Source organism: Nesterenkonia sandarakina, assembly GCF_003003175.1.
GTDB classification, from domain to species: domain Bacteria; phylum Actinomycetota; class Actinomycetes; order Actinomycetales; family Micrococcaceae; genus Nesterenkonia; species Nesterenkonia sandarakina_A.
Genome location: NZ_PVTY01000030.1, coordinates 1 through 13002 on the forward strand (window position 1 = coordinate 1; position 13002 = coordinate 13002).

Sequence of the window (13002 nt, forward strand, 5' to 3'; positions counted from 1 at the left end):
CGACGCAGGTCCTCGATGCGCGAGATGACCTCTGCCGGAGTATGAGCAGGGCTGCGAGCGGGGCGAGAGGCTCGATCTTCGAGTCCCTTCTCCCCCTCAGCGCGGTAGCGAGCGACCCAGGTGGCCACGGTGGGACGCGAGACTCGGAACTCCGCCGCGACATGGGCCTTGGGGATCCCGTCACTCAGGTGGCGGGTGACCATGCGCAGTCGTCCGGTCGGGGTCAGGGGTGCGTTAGCGTGGATCATGAGCGGGCTCTTCTCCTGCGGATGGGTGGTGTCGTAACTTCCATCCTGTGGTGGGGAGCCCGTTCCTCATCTCATCAACGCACCCGTGGCAAGAACCTCATGCCCCACAACACCTAGCGCTGCGGATACTCGCCGGTGGAGCAGCCGATACTCCTCGACGTGGGCTCTCGGACCCTCAGGGGGTCGGACGACGACGCGCGGTTCCCCCACGACATGATCGTTCGCAAACTGATCGCGGGTGAGGTCGATCTCGAGACCACCCTGAAGCCGGTTCCAGTAATGGACTGCGCTCGGTCCGTCGGCCTCACTGACGTCTGCGATGAGCAGGTCTCCGCCGAGCAGGTCCTGAACTACAAGAGCGGTCGGTCCGCACTGACCATGTGCGGGGTTCTCGGGACGCCACCCCGGGAGGCTGCCGGGGGCCAGGCACGTCGTGTCGGCGCCCCAGGAGGACCGGAAGGCGCGCTCGATTTCCACCAACGTATGAGTCATTCCGCCAGCCTATCCAACCGTTCTCTCCCGGATCGTTCACCGCTTTGCTCAAAAAACCAATGAGTGTTGTTCCTGGCGATTTGGCCCGATTGTGCTGGGATGGGCGAGGCAGGGGGTCCGAATACCGTGAGTATGAATGGGAGTTCATGCAATGCACACAGCACCCTATGACAGCTTCGCCGCGGCCTATGCGGCAGACAATGCCGGGAACTTCGTGAACGGCCACTATGAACGCCCAGCCATGATCGACCTGGCGGGAGATGTGGCGGGGCGTCGAGTGCTTGACGCCGGCTGTGGCTCCGGGCTGCTCGCCGCCGCGCTGATCGACCGGGGCGCCGACGTCGTCGGCTTCGATCTGAGCCCAGCGATGGTGGAGATCGCGCGACAGCGACTCGGCGCAGACGTGGACCTGCGCGTGGCAGACCTCGGTGAGCCGCTACCGTACGCCGACAACTCCTTCGATGACGTGGTCGGATCCCTGGTGCTGCACTACCTCGAGGATTGGACCGCACCCCTGGCGGAGCTGCACCGCGTGCTCACGCCCGGAGGTCGGCTGATCCTGTCGGTGAATCACCCCTACGCCTTCATGCTCAACCACCCGAAGGCCGACTACTTCGCGACGACCCAGTTCTCCGATGAGTTCACCTTCGCGGGCCAGTGGGCGACGCTGACCTACTGGCACCGACCGCTGCCCGCGATCACCTCAGCATTCACGGAGGCCGGGTTCGACATCGCCTCGGTCACCGAGCCGCCCTATGATCCTGAGACCCCGCTCGAGCTGATCCCTCCAGCGCTGGTGGGCCGGTCGTTCATCTGCTTCCTGTTCTTCGTGCTCGAGGCGCGGTGAACTCGGTTGACGGGCCGGCGCTCAGTCCCCGGGCACCCCGAGGATCTCTGCAAGGCCGACCAGGTGCTCCGCTTCGATCTCCGGTGCCCGGAAGCAGCTCGGAAACGGCGCCCCGGTCCGGTTGATCCACGCCGTCCGAAGACCTGCCATCGCGGCTCCGTGGATGTCCCAAGGATGCACCGCGACCAGCATCAGCTCATCGACGCGCCGTCCGGTCTGCTGCGCGGCGTACTCGTAGGCCTCCCGAGCGGGTTTCCACAACGGCGCGTCCCCGACGCTGAGGCACTGCGAGAAGAGCTCCCGCACGCCCCCGCGGGTAAGCAGGGACTCTGCGATCGCCGAGGAGCCGTTGCTCAGCGTGACCAGCTCCGCGGTCCGGCGCAGGGCGGTGACACCCGGCACGACGTCGGAGTGCAGCTCGAGATGGGTGAAGACCTCCAGGATTCGGTCCGCCTCTCCCGGGTCCTCGCGAGCTCCAGGGGTCGTGGCCAGGTGGCGGCGCAGCGCGTCGCGGGCCAGCACCACGAAGTCTGGATTCTCTCCGGTGACGGTCAGGGCGAACCCGTCGCGGAGCACCTCGGTGAACCACAGCGACGCCCCCGCCGCGGGCATACCCGCGTCCTCGAACTCCCCCATCAGGGGTCGCATATCGGAGAGCGTCTCGTTGACGTCGAAGAGCACCACGGGCGGTGAGGCAGGCATGGCTCTTCCTATCACGGGCAGCGCTCCGAGCGCCCGGGATCCAGGTCGAGCGCCCGGCACCCACGGGTGCTGCTGCTGGGCTCCAGTACGCTCTGGAGAGTGAGTGACCAGGAGTCGGCCCGCCTCAGGTCTGCGGCGACGGACACCCGCGACTCCGCGGCCGCGAGGCAACGAGGCCGCCGAGTCGCGGTGGTCAAAGCCGTGCTGCTGGTCGTGGCGCTCGCGGTCTTCACCGTCGCGGCGCTGCTGCTCCCGCTGCCTCCGCTGGAGGAGATCCGAGGCCTCGTCGCCGAAGCGGGCTGGTGGGGACCGGTCGGGTTCGGTCTCGGCTACGCGGCCCCGACGCTGGCTCCGCTGCCGAAGAACGTGCTCTCCATCGGCGCGGGTGTGCTCTTCGGATTCGGCCCCGGGCTGCTGGTCGTCTACCTCGCTGCCATGGTGGGGGCATCCGCCGCCTTCTGGCTGGGACGGGCGCTGGGCCGCGAGGCGGTCGAGCGGTTCACCGGCACCCGGGGCGCGAAGGCCGAAGACGTCCTGGACCGCCATGGGTTCGTGGCCGTGGTTGGTGTCCGGCTGGTGCCGGTGCTGCCGTTCACCGCGATCAACTATTCGGCAGGCCTGACCTCGCTGGGCTGGTGGCCCTATTTCCTGGGCACCCTGATCGGGATCGTCCCTGGCACCGCCAGCTATCTCGCGCTGGGCGCCTACGGCTTCGACTCGGGTGCCCGCGCCGAGCTGGCCCTCGCGGTGCTCGGAGTCCTGACCCTGGCCGGGGTCGCCCTCGCCGCGCGCGCTCGCCGAAGGAGCACGACCACCGATGTTTGATGCCAGGCTCAGGTCCGCATTCAGCCCTGCCCTGGAGGCGGGCGCTCGCCTTCTCGACGTGCCCTGGGTGACCCCGAACCGACTCACCGGGGTGAATCTCGTCGCCGGTCTGCTCAGCGCCGGGCTCGCCGCGACCCAGCAGTGGATCCCGGCGCTGATCCTCTGGCTGCTCTGCCGGGTCGCCGACGGGCTGGACGGCCCGCTGGCCCGGCGTAGGGCCGGCGGGCACTCACCTGCCTCCGGACAGGGCGGATTCTGGGACATCTGCGCGGACTTCATCGTCTATGGCGCCACGGTGGTCGGAGTGGCCATCGGCGCGACCGCGGCCTTCGACGCGCCCTGGCTGCCGTTCCTGCTGGTGCTCTTCGCCTACTACATCAACGGCGGCGCGTTCCTCGCGTTCTCCTGCATCGCAGAGAAGCAGGGCAGAGCGCTCGACGACGGCCGCTCGCTCTCCTTCCTCGGCGGCCTCGCGGAGGGGGCCGAGACCGTTCTCGTGCACAGCCTGTGGCTGATCTTCCCCTTCGCAGCTGCCCCGATCGCCGCCGTCTGGGCGCTGCTGGTCGGCCTGAGCGCAGGCCACCGCGTCGTCGTCGGCTACCGGGAGCTGGGCTGAGACTCAGGCCCGCGGCGGCGTCGACGGACCAGGGCAGCCAGCGCGCTGGTCGCGGTCCTCACAGCGGGGGAGTCCAGTCCGCCGCTGGCGTGGGTGATCGCGGCGTTCCAGAGGGCGTCGTTGAAGGTCGGGTAGGCGTGGGTGACAGCGGCGAGCTGCCGGGTGGTGAGCTTCTGCGCGACGGCGAGGGTCAGCTCTCCGAGTGACTCACCCGCTCGCGGGCCCACGATGGTGCCGCCGAGGATCCGGCCGCGCCGGCCGATCACCAGCCGGGCGAACCCTTCGGTGAAGTCCTCGGCCAGCGCCCGGTCGGTGTGCTCCAACGAGACCGTCGAGGTGGTCATGCCCGTGCCGGTGGCCGCGGTGAGCCCGACTGCGGCGACCTCCGGGGAGGTGTAGGTGATCCGCGGGGCCGTAGCGCTGACCCGTCGGCGCAGACCCAGCACTGCATTGGAGGCGGCGGTGCTGGCATGGACCCCGGCCAGGTGGGTGAACTTCTGGTGCGGGGTGACATCTCCGGCGGCGAAGAGGGTGGGGTCCGAGGAGCGCATCGTGGTATCCACGATGATGTGGCCGGCGGCGTCGCAGTCCACCCCGAGCTGCTCCAGCCCCAGGCCGGCGGTCCGCGGGGTGCGACCGGTGGCGACCAGGACGACGTCGGCCTCCAGCCGCCGACCCACCGCGGTGGTGACCGCCTTGGGTCCTGAGGTGTCAGTGTCATCTAGTGCTGTCGGTGCTGTCGGTGCTGTCGGTGCTGTCGGAGCGGTCAGGGCTGGGGGAGCTGTCACGGCTGTGGGAGCTGCCGGATGAGAGGTGAACACGAGTGGGCTCATCATCGAGGAGCACCGTCACGCCGTCGCGTTCCAGACTTGCCTGCACCAGGGCGGCGGCGTCGGGGTCCTCCTTGGGCAGCAGCCCCGCGCGGGCCAGCACGGTCACGTGCGAGCCGAGCCGGGCGAAGGCCTGGCCCAGCTCGCAGGCGATCGGGCCGCCACCGATGACCAACAGCCGCGGCGGCAGCGCGGTCAGGTCCCAGACGGTCTCCGACGTGACATATCCGGCGGCGTCCAGGCCGGGGATCGTCGGGACCGCGGGGGCGCTGCCGGTCACGACCAGGGCCTGGCGGAAACGGATCCGCTGAGCCGCATCAGCTCCGCGTCCCGCGACTCCGGCCGCGCCCGCGATCTCAGCACTGCCTAAGATCCCAGTACCGCTCAAGATCCCGGTGCCGCTCGGGATCTCAGCCACGCCCGGTGCGATGAACCGGGCGGTCCCGTGCAGCACGGTCACGCCGGCGCGCTCCAGGGCCTCCGGGGAGTCGTCGGGTTCGATCGTGGTGATCGTGGCCCGGATGCGGGCCCGGACCTCGTCGAAGTCCGGCTCGAGGCCTGCGGCCTCGCGGATCAGGGCGGCCCGTCCAGCCGCGGAGAGGATGGTCTTCGAGGGCACGCACCCGGTCCAGAGACAGTCGCCGCCGGTCCGATGCTGCTCGATCAGCACCGTGCGGGCACCCAGCCGGGCCGCCGTCTTCGCCCCCACGATGCCGGCGGTGCCGCCGCCGATAACCAACAGATCGATCATATCCTCCACGGTGAGCTCCTTCGGCAGCGGGCAGGCGAGGCAGGCCTCAGCACATACCCTGGGCGGTGAACCTTGAGGACAGTTGTGCACAGCGTACGTGGAAGGGGAGGCTGGCCTTGACGAGAAACAGCGCCGAGAAGTACACCGCTTTCGCCCCGTTCTACGATCTGCTCTCCGCCGAGCACCCCGTCTACGGCGCGGGACGACGACGGCTCATCGAGTCCCTCGCGGTGCGCGCAGGTGACCAGGTCGTGGACCTCGGCTGCGGCACCGGGCTGAACTTCGCGCTGCTGCAGCACCGGGTCGGACCTGGCGGGGTCATCGTGGGCATCGATCGCAGTGCACAGATGCTGGCCCAGGCCCGAAGGCGAGCAGGCCGGCACGGCTGGGACAACGTGATCCTGGTCCGGGCCGACGCCACCACCATGATCACCTCAGAGGTCTCCGAGCAGATCACCGACGCCGGTGGGCGAGGCCTGTCGCGCGTCGGGCTGGCGACGTATGCGCTGTCGCTGATGGACCCGTGGGAGCGGGCCTGGGAGAACCTCTGGCAGCTGACCAGGTCCGACGCGCAGCTGGGGGTGCTGGACATGCAGCGCCCCACTGGGCTCAGCGCGCCGCTGAGCCCGCTGGCCAGATTCGCCTGCCGGCTGGGCGGCGCCGACATCGAGGCGCACCCGTGGACCGCGCTGGAACGCGACTGCACCCAGGTGCGAGCGGCCTCGGCGCGCGGAGGTCACCTGCAGGTCCGGGTCGGGGTCAAGCCCTCGGGTCGACCAGGATCTTGACGTGTGCCTCGTTGTTGTTGATCAGCTGGTCGAACCCTTCGGAGACCAGCCCGTCGAGGCCGATCCTGCCGGTGATGAACGGACCCAGCTCGATCTTGCCGTCCTCCACGAGCTCGATCACCCGCCGGTGGTCATTGGAGTAGCCGATGGTGCCCAGCAGGGCGATCTCCTTGAGCACCAGCTTGGGCATGTCGACCTCGGGCTTGTGCCCCCAGATCGAGACGTTGACGATGGTTCCGGCGGGACGCACCGCGTCGAGGAGCATGTCCAGGACCACAGGGACTGAGGAGCATTCGAAGCCGACGTCGGCGCCCCGGCCGTCGGTGCGGCGGCGCACCTCCTCAGCGACATCGACCTCGCGGGGGTCGAAGACCTCATCGGCGACGCCGGTCTCCCTGGCCTTGGCCTTGCGCGCCTCGGAGAGCTCAGAGATGAACACGGTCAGTCCCTCGGCCTTGAGCACCGCGGCGGTGAGCAGACCGATCGGACCTGCACCGCCGACGATCGCGATGTCACCGGCGGCTGCGCCGGATCGGACGAAAGCGTGGTGACCCACGGCCAGGGGCTCGATCAGCGCGGCGTGATCGAGCGCGACATGGTCTGCGATCGGATGCACCCAGCGGCGTTCGACCACGATCTTCTCGCTGAGTCCGCCGCCGCGACCACCGAGGCCGATGAAGTTCATGTCGGGGGAGAGCTGATAGTCGACGCCGGGCTTGGCCTCAACGTCCTCGCGGATGATGTAGGGCTCGACCACCACCTTCTGGCCGGGGGCGAGGTCCTCGACGTCGTCGGCGACGGCGGTGACCGTCCCGGAGAACTCATGTCCGAGGGTGACCGGGGCGGACTCGCCGGAGATCGGGTGCGGGTGTCCGTGAGCCGGGACGAAGATCGGACCTTCGAGGTACTCGTGCAGGTCAGTGCCGCAGATGCCGCACCAGGCGACGTCGATGGCCACGTGTCCTGTTCTCAGTGCAGGCTCATCGATGTCTTCGATCCGGATGTCTTTGCGGTCGTAGAAGCGTGCTGCGCGCATGGTGGCCTTCTCCTGAGAATCTGTCCTGGTCCGAGCGGGTCGAGACGTTCGCAGACTACTCCTGGACCCCCGACGGAGCGCCAGGTTTCGTCGCCGTTGACATTCTCGCACGTTGGAGAGCTTTGTGCGGCACGTCACGCACGTTGGAATAGTTGTGTGTTCCAATAGCTCCCGGGCACGACGATTCGCCGCGACCCCGGTCGCGGCATCTGTATGCCGTAGACCGTCCATCCCCGAGTCGGCCGAGTTCACCGAACCCACGCAGTACACCGTCACGCTCAAGGAAGGCCTGACCTTTGCCAACGGCAACGAGCTGACCTCTTCGGACGTGAAGTTCAGCTTCGACCGCCAGCTGGAGATCGCGGACCCCAACGGGCCGTCCTCGCTGCTCTACAACCTCGAGAGCGTTGAAGCGCCGGATGACCTGACCGTGGTCTTCACCCTCGCCAGTGAGGACGACCAGACCTTCCCGCAGATCCTGTCCTCACCGGTGGGTCCGATCGTGGATGAGGACGTCTTCTCCCCGACCGAGCTCACCTCCTCGGAGGACATCGTCGAGGGCAACGCCTTCGCCGGCCAGTCCGCGATCACCGACTACACCGAGAACGAATTGATCCGCTACCAGGCGTTCGAGGACTACAACGGTCTGCTCGAGGCCGCCGAGACCGACGTCGTCACCGCCCAGTACTTCACCGAGGAGACGCAGCTCAAGCTCGCGGTCCAGCAGGGTGACATCGACCTGGCCTTCCGGAACCTCAGCCCCACGGATCTCGGCGACCTGCGGGAAGACGAGAACGTCACCGTCCACGACGGCCCGGGCGGAGAGATCCGTTACATGGTCTTCGACTTCAACTCCCAGCCGTTCGGCGCTGACACCGAGGATGCCGATGAGGAACAGGCGCTGGCCGTGCGCCAGGCAGCAGCGAACCTGCTCGACCGCGAGGCGCTCAGCGACGAGATCTACCAGGGAACCTACACCCCGCTCTACTCCTACGTCCCCGAGGGGCTGACCGGCGCCGTCGAGCCGCTGCGCGAGATGTACGGCGACGGCGAGGGCGGCCCGGACGCCGAGGCCGCAGCCTCGGTGCTGGAAGACGCCGGGATCGAGACCCCCGTGGAGCTGAACCTGCAGTACAGCCCGGATCACTATGGCAGCTCCTCGGACGAGGAGTACGCGATGATCGAGAGCCAGCTCGAGGCCGACGGTCTCTTCGAGGTGAACCTGCAGTCCACGCTCTGGGACACCTATAACTCCGAGCGCGTCGAAGGCGTCTACCCGGCGTACCAGCTCGGCTGGTTCCCGGACTACTCGGATGCCGACAACTACCTCTCTCCGTTCTTCCAGGAGGACAACTTCCTGGTCAACGGGTATTCCGACGCCGAGGTCCAGGAGACGATCCTGGCGCAGTCGAGCACCGCCGATGAAGCCGAGCGCACCGCGCTGATCGAAGAGGCCCAGGAGCTGGTGGCAGAAGACCTCTCCACCCTGCCGTACCTGCAGGGCGCCCAGGTCGCGGTGTCAGCCAATGACATCGAAGGCGTCACCTTGGATCCATCGTTCAAATTCCGCTACGCCCCGCTGACTCGCTGAGTCCCCGGACCATCGAGAGAGCCTGAGAGAAGAGGACCAGCGTGACCATCGCTGAACAAACCGCCCCGATCGCCACTGCCGGAAAGAGTTCCGGCGGCGGCGGCCTGGGCCGCTACATCCTGGTGCGATTCCTGTTGATCATCCCCACCGTGTTCATCCTGGTGACGCTGGTCTTCTTCCTCATGCGAGTGGTCGGTGATCCGATCTCCGCCTCGGTGGGCGGTCGGCTGACTCCCGATCAGCTCGCCGCACGCCTCGCCGAAGCCGGCTATGACCGGCCGGTGCTGGTGCAGTACTTCGAATACATCGGACAGATCTTCACCGGCGACTTCGGGCGCACCCTGACCGACAACCGGGAGATCAGCGAAATCCTGGTCACCTACGGCACGGGCACCCTGGAGCTGGTCTTCTTCGCCCTGGTCGTCGCCCTCGTGGTCGGCATCCCGCTGGGCCGCTTCGCCGCCTACCACCGAGACCAGATCCCCGACGCCGCACTGCGCATCTTCGCCATCCTCTGCTACGCCACCCAGGTGTTCTTCGCCGCGCTGCTGCTGAAGCTGGTCTTCTCGGTCTGGCTGGGCTGGTTCCCGCTCGGCGGACGAGCCAGCACCGAGACGCAGCTGGTGCTCGACCGGATCTCCGGATCCTCGGGCATCAACATCATCGACGCGCTCCGCACCGGCCGCTGGGACCTGATCTCGGATGTGCTCTCCCACGCGGTGCTGCCGGCCGTGGCCCTGGGGCTGCTCACCGCGGGAGTCTTCCTGCGGCTGGTGCGGACAAACCTCATCGGCACGCTCTCCATGGACTACGTCGACGCCGCGCGCTCCCGCGGGGTGCGGGAGGGCCGGCTGCTGCGCAAGCACGCCTATAAGCCGGCGCTGATCCCCATCATCACCGTCATGGGCATGTAGATCGCGCTGATGCTCGGCGGCGCGATCCTCACCGAGACGGCCTTCGGCTGGCGCGGGCTCGGCTTCCAGCTGGCCCAGTACCTCGGTGCCCGAGACTTCGTGGCCGTCCAGGGAATCGTGGCGCTGCTCGCCGTGATCGTCGCCCTGACGAACTTCGCCGTCGACGTCATCGCCGCCCTGATCGATCCCCGAGTGAGGTACTGAGAATGAGCGTCCCCACCCACGACATCCCGCCGGCCTCCGGTGCGGAATCCGGCGCCGATCCTGTCGCCCACGGCGAGGCCGCCGAGCGGGAACCGCGCTGGAAGCGACTGCCGGTGGTCTGGCAGCGGCGCCGCAGCGTCGGGCTGCAGCGCGGCATGCTGATCGCTGGACTGCTGCTCTGCGCCATGTTCGTCCTGATGGCGGTGCTGGCACCGCTGATCGCCCCCTACGGCTTCAACCAGCTCTCCGATGCCGAGGGCAACTTCCCCCGCCAGGCGGCACCCTCGGCGCAGTTCTGGTGGGGCACCACGGTAGGCGGCTATGACGTCTTCTCCCGCGTGATCTGGGGTGCTCAGACCGCGGTGCTCACGGTGCTGCTCGCCGTGCTCGCCTCGATCTTCCTGGGCATCGCGCTGGGTCTGATCTCCGGCTACCTCGGTGGATGGCTCGACCGGATCCTGGTCACCATCGCCGACGCGATCTACGCATTCCCCTCGCTGCTGCTGGCGATCGTCGTCTCCATCGTGATCTCCGGCGGCGAATCCGGGTTCATGAGCGGAATCCTGGCCGCCGCGCTGTCCATCACGGTGGTCTTCGTGCCGCAGTACTTCCGGGTGGTCCGCGCCGAGACGGTCCGGCTGAAGGCCGAGCCCTTCGTGGAATCCACCCGGGTGCTCGGCGCCTCCACCCCGCGGATCCTCTCCCGGCACGTGCTGCGCAACGCCACACGGTCGCTGCCGCTGATCATCACGCTCAACGCCTCCGAGGCGATCCTGACCCTCGCCGGACTGGGCTTCCTCGGCTTCGGCATCAACCCCACCGCCGCCGCGGAGTGGGGCTATGACCTCAACCGCGCCATCTCCGACGTCGCCGGAGGAATCTGGTGGACCGGGGTGTTCCCGGGTGCCGCCATCGTGCTGCTGGTGCTGGGGATCACCTTGGTCGGAGAGTCGCTCAACGATCTCTCCGACCCGCGCCTGAGAATGCGCCGCCGGCCCACCCGGCTGCCCCGCAAGACCGCCGCCGCCATGAAGGGAGCTGCGTGATGACCGTCGTGCAGAACCACACCGAGCCCGAGGCCGCGACGCAGCCCGCGGTCTCCATCAACGATCTGCGGATCAGCTTCAGTACCGACGCCGAGCCGGTCCAGGCCGTGGATGGCGTCACCCTGCATGTGCAGCCCGGTGAGGTGCTGGCCATCGTCGGAGAGTCCGGATCCGGCAAGACCGTGACCGCGAAGTCCATCCTCGGCCTGCTGCCTGATAATGCGACAGTCTCGGGTGCGGTGGTGCTCGAGGGCAACGACGTCGTCCAGCTCTCCGCCTCCCAGCTGCGCCAGGTGCGCGGACGCGACGTCGCCATGGTCTTCCAGGAGGCCTCGACCGCGTTGAACCCGGTGTTCACCGTGGGATGGCAGATCGCCGAAGGTCTGCGCGCGCACGGGAAGTATTCCAAGAAGCAGGCACGGGAGCGCGCCGTCGAGATCCTCGGCACTGTCGGCATCCCGGACCCGGAGAAGCGGGTGGACCACTATCCGCACCAGTTCTCCGGCGGACAGAAGCAGTGCGTGGTGATCGCGATGGCGCTGGCGCTCGGCTCCCAGGTCATCGTGGCCGATGAGCCCACTACAGCGCTGGATGTGACCGTGCAGGCCGAGATCCTTGACCTGCTGCGCCGGGTCCGCGACGACTTCGGGCGCGCCATCGTGCTGATCACACACAATATGGGTGTGGTGGCTGATCTCGCTGACCGGGTCGCGGTGATGTATCACGGCAAGGTGGTCGAAGAGGCTGCTGTCCGCGATCTGTTCGCGAACCCCCAGCACGAATACACTCAGCACCTGCTGGGCGCCGTGCCCCGGCTCGGCGCGCAGAGGGTGTACCGGCCCGCGCCGGTCGCGTCCACAGGGGAGCCGGTGACTCCGGTGGTCGAGGCACGGGATCTGCAGATCGTCTACCCGGGCCGGCTGGGCCGGTCTGGCTTCCATGCCGTCAAGGACGTGAACTTCACGATCGCTCCCGGTGAGGTGCTCGGTCTCGTCGGGGAATCCGGGTCTGGCAAGACCACGATCGGTCGTGCCATCGTGGGTCTCACCCGGGCGACCGGGGGCTCGCTGAGCGTGCTCGGCCACGAGATGGTGGGATTCAACGAGCGTGCGTTCCGGCCGCTTCGTTCCCGCGTCGGTTTCGTGTTCCAGGACCCCGCCACGAGCTTCAACCCGCTGCTCACCGTGGGAGAAGCGATCGCCGAACCGCTGCTGATCCATGGCCTGGCCGAGGACGCCGCAGGGGCGAAGCAGAAGGTCCAGGCCCTGCTCGACGCCGTCCACCTGCCCACCCATTACGCCCAGCGGTATCCGCACGAGCTCTCCGGCGGGCAGCGTCAGCGAGCCAGCCTCGCCCGCGCACTCGCCCTGGACCCTGAGCTGCTGGTGGCCGATGAACCCACCTCGGCGCTGGATGTCTCGGTTCAGGCCAGGGTCTTGGAGGTCTTCAGCGAGCTGCAGGAGCGGCTTGGCTTCGCGACCTTGTTCATCAGTCATGACCTGGCGGTGGTGGGGATGCTGGCTGACCACATCGGGGTCCTCTACCGCGGGCAGCTGGTCGAGCACGGCACCGGGGAGCAGGTGTTGACCGACCCGCAGCATCCCTATACGCAGCGGCTGCTGGCCTCGGTGCCCGTCCCTGATCCTGTGGAGCAGAGGCAGCGGCGTGAGGCACTGGCGGCGCACCGGGCTGCGGGCGATGAGGTGCAGCAGCCTCTTTAGCCGGGAGCAGACACTGACGATGGATCGCCTCCAGGCAGACGTCTAGGTGTAAGAGGGCGTGACGTTATTGACACCGATCGGGACCAGTGAGGCCGGGGGCATCTCGCCACAGGCAGTATGAGGACGATGGACTCTTCTATGTCTGTCAAGCAACGAGTGGGATCCTGTGGGAGTTTTCCAGGGCACGGTAGATCCGGCGGGCGAGGTATCGCTTGAGGCAGCGTCGGATCTCCTTGTTGGTGAGCCCTTCAGCCCGACGTTTGGCGACGTAGGCACGTGTCTCAGGATTGTGGGCCATGAGGGCGACCGTGGCCATGTGGAGTGCGCGATTGAGTCTTCGGTCGCCTCCGCGATTCAGCCTATGGCGAGTGGTATTGCCTGAGGACGCCGG

General features: G+C 67.9%; 14 protein-coding genes and 1 pseudogene. 8 read left to right on the forward strand and 7 right to left on the reverse strand.

Annotated elements, in window-relative coordinates; all coding sequences use genetic code 11:
* Together BCL67_RS14320 and BCL67_RS16085 are read right to left on the reverse strand one after the other, a co-directional pair.
* The coding region (locus BCL67_RS14320; protein WP_146131192.1) for a helix-turn-helix domain-containing protein at positions 1-248 on the reverse strand (248 nt) is incomplete at its 3' end.
* A gap of 66 nt (positions 249-314) precedes the next feature.
* Complete coding sequence (locus BCL67_RS16085; protein ID WP_445641289.1) at positions 315-740, reverse strand: YunG family protein; 426 nt, start codon at positions 738-740, stop codon at positions 315-317.
* A 151-nt stretch (positions 741-891) separates the two neighbouring features.
* Here BCL67_RS16085 and BCL67_RS14330 point away from each other — a divergent pair, with 151 nt between their 5' ends.
* Entirely contained in the window at positions 892-1587 is a 696-nt protein-coding gene (locus BCL67_RS14330; RefSeq protein WP_106124089.1) for a class I SAM-dependent methyltransferase, read from the forward strand.
* A 21-nt stretch (positions 1588-1608) separates the two neighbouring features.
* Here the strand turns inward: BCL67_RS14330 and BCL67_RS14335 are convergent, their stop codons facing one another.
* Entirely contained in the window at positions 1609-2289 is a 681-nt protein-coding gene (locus BCL67_RS14335; RefSeq protein WP_106124090.1) for a haloacid dehalogenase type II, read from the reverse strand.
* A 99-nt stretch (positions 2290-2388) separates the two neighbouring features.
* Between BCL67_RS14335 and BCL67_RS14340 the strand changes: the two genes are divergently transcribed.
* Positions 2389-3114, forward strand: coding sequence for a TVP38/TMEM64 family protein (locus BCL67_RS14340; protein WP_181256039.1), 726 nt, complete (start codon positions 2389-2391; stop codon positions 3112-3114).
* Positions 3107-3730 (forward strand): CDP-alcohol phosphatidyltransferase family protein, encoded by a 624-nt coding sequence (locus tag BCL67_RS14345; protein ID WP_106124092.1) that lies wholly within the window; start codon positions 3107-3109, stop codon positions 3728-3730. Before BCL67_RS14340 ends, BCL67_RS14345 begins: the two co-directional genes overlap by 8 nt.
* Here the strand turns inward: BCL67_RS14345 and BCL67_RS14350 are convergent.
* Complete coding sequence (locus BCL67_RS14350; RefSeq protein ID WP_146131193.1) at positions 3712-4566, reverse strand: FAD-dependent oxidoreductase; 855 nt, start codon at positions 4564-4566, stop codon at positions 3712-3714. The two genes, BCL67_RS14345 and BCL67_RS14350, sit on opposite strands and share 19 nt — an antisense overlap.
* A complete protein-coding gene (locus BCL67_RS14355) occupies positions 4448-5311 on the reverse strand; it encodes an FAD-dependent oxidoreductase (RefSeq protein WP_258175110.1) in 864 nt (287 codons plus the stop codon). Before BCL67_RS14355 ends, BCL67_RS14350 begins: the two co-directional genes overlap by 119 nt.
* Positions 5312-5427: 116 nt before the next feature.
* Here BCL67_RS14355 and BCL67_RS14360 point away from each other — a divergent pair, with 116 nt between their 5' ends.
* Positions 5428-6099: a class I SAM-dependent methyltransferase gene (locus BCL67_RS14360; RefSeq protein WP_106124094.1), complete on the forward strand. Its 672-nt coding sequence runs from the start codon at positions 5428-5430 to the stop codon at positions 6097-6099.
* Here the strand turns inward: BCL67_RS14360 and BCL67_RS14365 are convergent.
* Positions 6071-7135, reverse strand: coding sequence for a 2,3-butanediol dehydrogenase (locus tag BCL67_RS14365; RefSeq protein WP_106124095.1), 1065 nt, complete (start codon positions 7133-7135; stop codon positions 6071-6073). The genes BCL67_RS14360 and BCL67_RS14365 overlap by 29 nt on opposite strands.
* A gap of 154 nt (positions 7136-7289) precedes the next feature.
* Between BCL67_RS14365 and BCL67_RS14370 the strand changes: the two genes are divergently transcribed.
* The 4 genes and pseudogenes from BCL67_RS14370 (at position 7290) to BCL67_RS14385 (ending at position 12611) form a co-directional block, all read left to right on the forward strand.
* Entirely contained in the window at positions 7290-8726 is a 1437-nt protein-coding gene (locus tag BCL67_RS14370) for an ABC transporter substrate-binding protein (RefSeq protein ID WP_258175106.1), read from the forward strand.
* 47 nt (positions 8727-8773) lie between these two features.
* Positions 8774-9844, forward strand: a pseudogene (locus BCL67_RS14375) (ABC transporter permease).
* A 2-nt stretch (positions 9845-9846) separates the two neighbouring features.
* Positions 9847-10890: an ABC transporter permease gene (locus BCL67_RS14380; protein ID WP_106124097.1), complete on the forward strand. Its 1044-nt coding sequence runs from the start codon at positions 9847-9849 to the stop codon at positions 10888-10890.
* Positions 10890-12611 carry an ABC transporter ATP-binding protein gene (locus BCL67_RS14385; RefSeq protein WP_106124098.1) on the forward strand — a complete coding sequence of 574 codons (1722 nt, stop codon included), beginning with the start codon at positions 10890-10892 and terminating at the stop codon, positions 12609-12611. The genes BCL67_RS14380 and BCL67_RS14385 overlap by 1 nt, the downstream gene beginning before the upstream one ends.
* Before the next feature lie 145 nt (positions 12612-12756).
* Here BCL67_RS14385 and BCL67_RS14390 read toward each other — a convergent pair.
* Positions 12757-13002: transposase (locus BCL67_RS14390; protein WP_146131194.1), on the reverse strand; the 246-nt coding region annotated here is incomplete at its 5' end.

What these genes read in the sequence shown, in the direction of transcription:
- BCL67_RS16085 (WP_445641289.1), bottom strand. Translation starts at nt 740, where the DNA reads ATGACTCATACGTTGGTGGAAATCGAGCGCGCCTTCCGGTCCTCCTGG.
- BCL67_RS14335 (WP_106124090.1), bottom strand. Translation starts at nt 2,289, where the DNA reads ATGCCTGCCTCACCGCCCGTGGTGCTCTTCGACGTCAACGAGACGCTC.
- BCL67_RS14365 (WP_106124095.1), bottom strand. Translation starts at nt 7,135, where the DNA reads ATGCGCGCAGCACGCTTCTACGACCGCAAAGACATCCGGATCGAAGAC.
- BCL67_RS14330 (WP_106124089.1), top strand. Translation starts at nt 892, where the DNA reads ATGCACACAGCACCCTATGACAGCTTCGCCGCGGCCTATGCGGCAGAC.
- BCL67_RS14350 (WP_146131193.1), bottom strand. Translation starts at nt 4,566, where the DNA reads ATGATGAGCCCACTCGTGTTCACCTCTCATCCGGCAGCTCCCACAGCC.
- BCL67_RS14355 (WP_258175110.1), bottom strand. Translation starts at nt 5,311, where the DNA reads ATGATCGATCTGTTGGTTATCGGCGGCGGCACCGCCGGCATCGTGGGG.
- BCL67_RS14385 (WP_106124098.1), top strand. Translation starts at nt 10,890, where the DNA reads ATGACCGTCGTGCAGAACCACACCGAGCCCGAGGCCGCGACGCAGCCC.
- BCL67_RS14345 (WP_106124092.1), top strand. Translation starts at nt 3,107, where the DNA reads ATGTTTGATGCCAGGCTCAGGTCCGCATTCAGCCCTGCCCTGGAGGCG.
- BCL67_RS14380 (WP_106124097.1), top strand. Translation starts at nt 9,847, where the DNA reads ATGAGCGTCCCCACCCACGACATCCCGCCGGCCTCCGGTGCGGAATCC.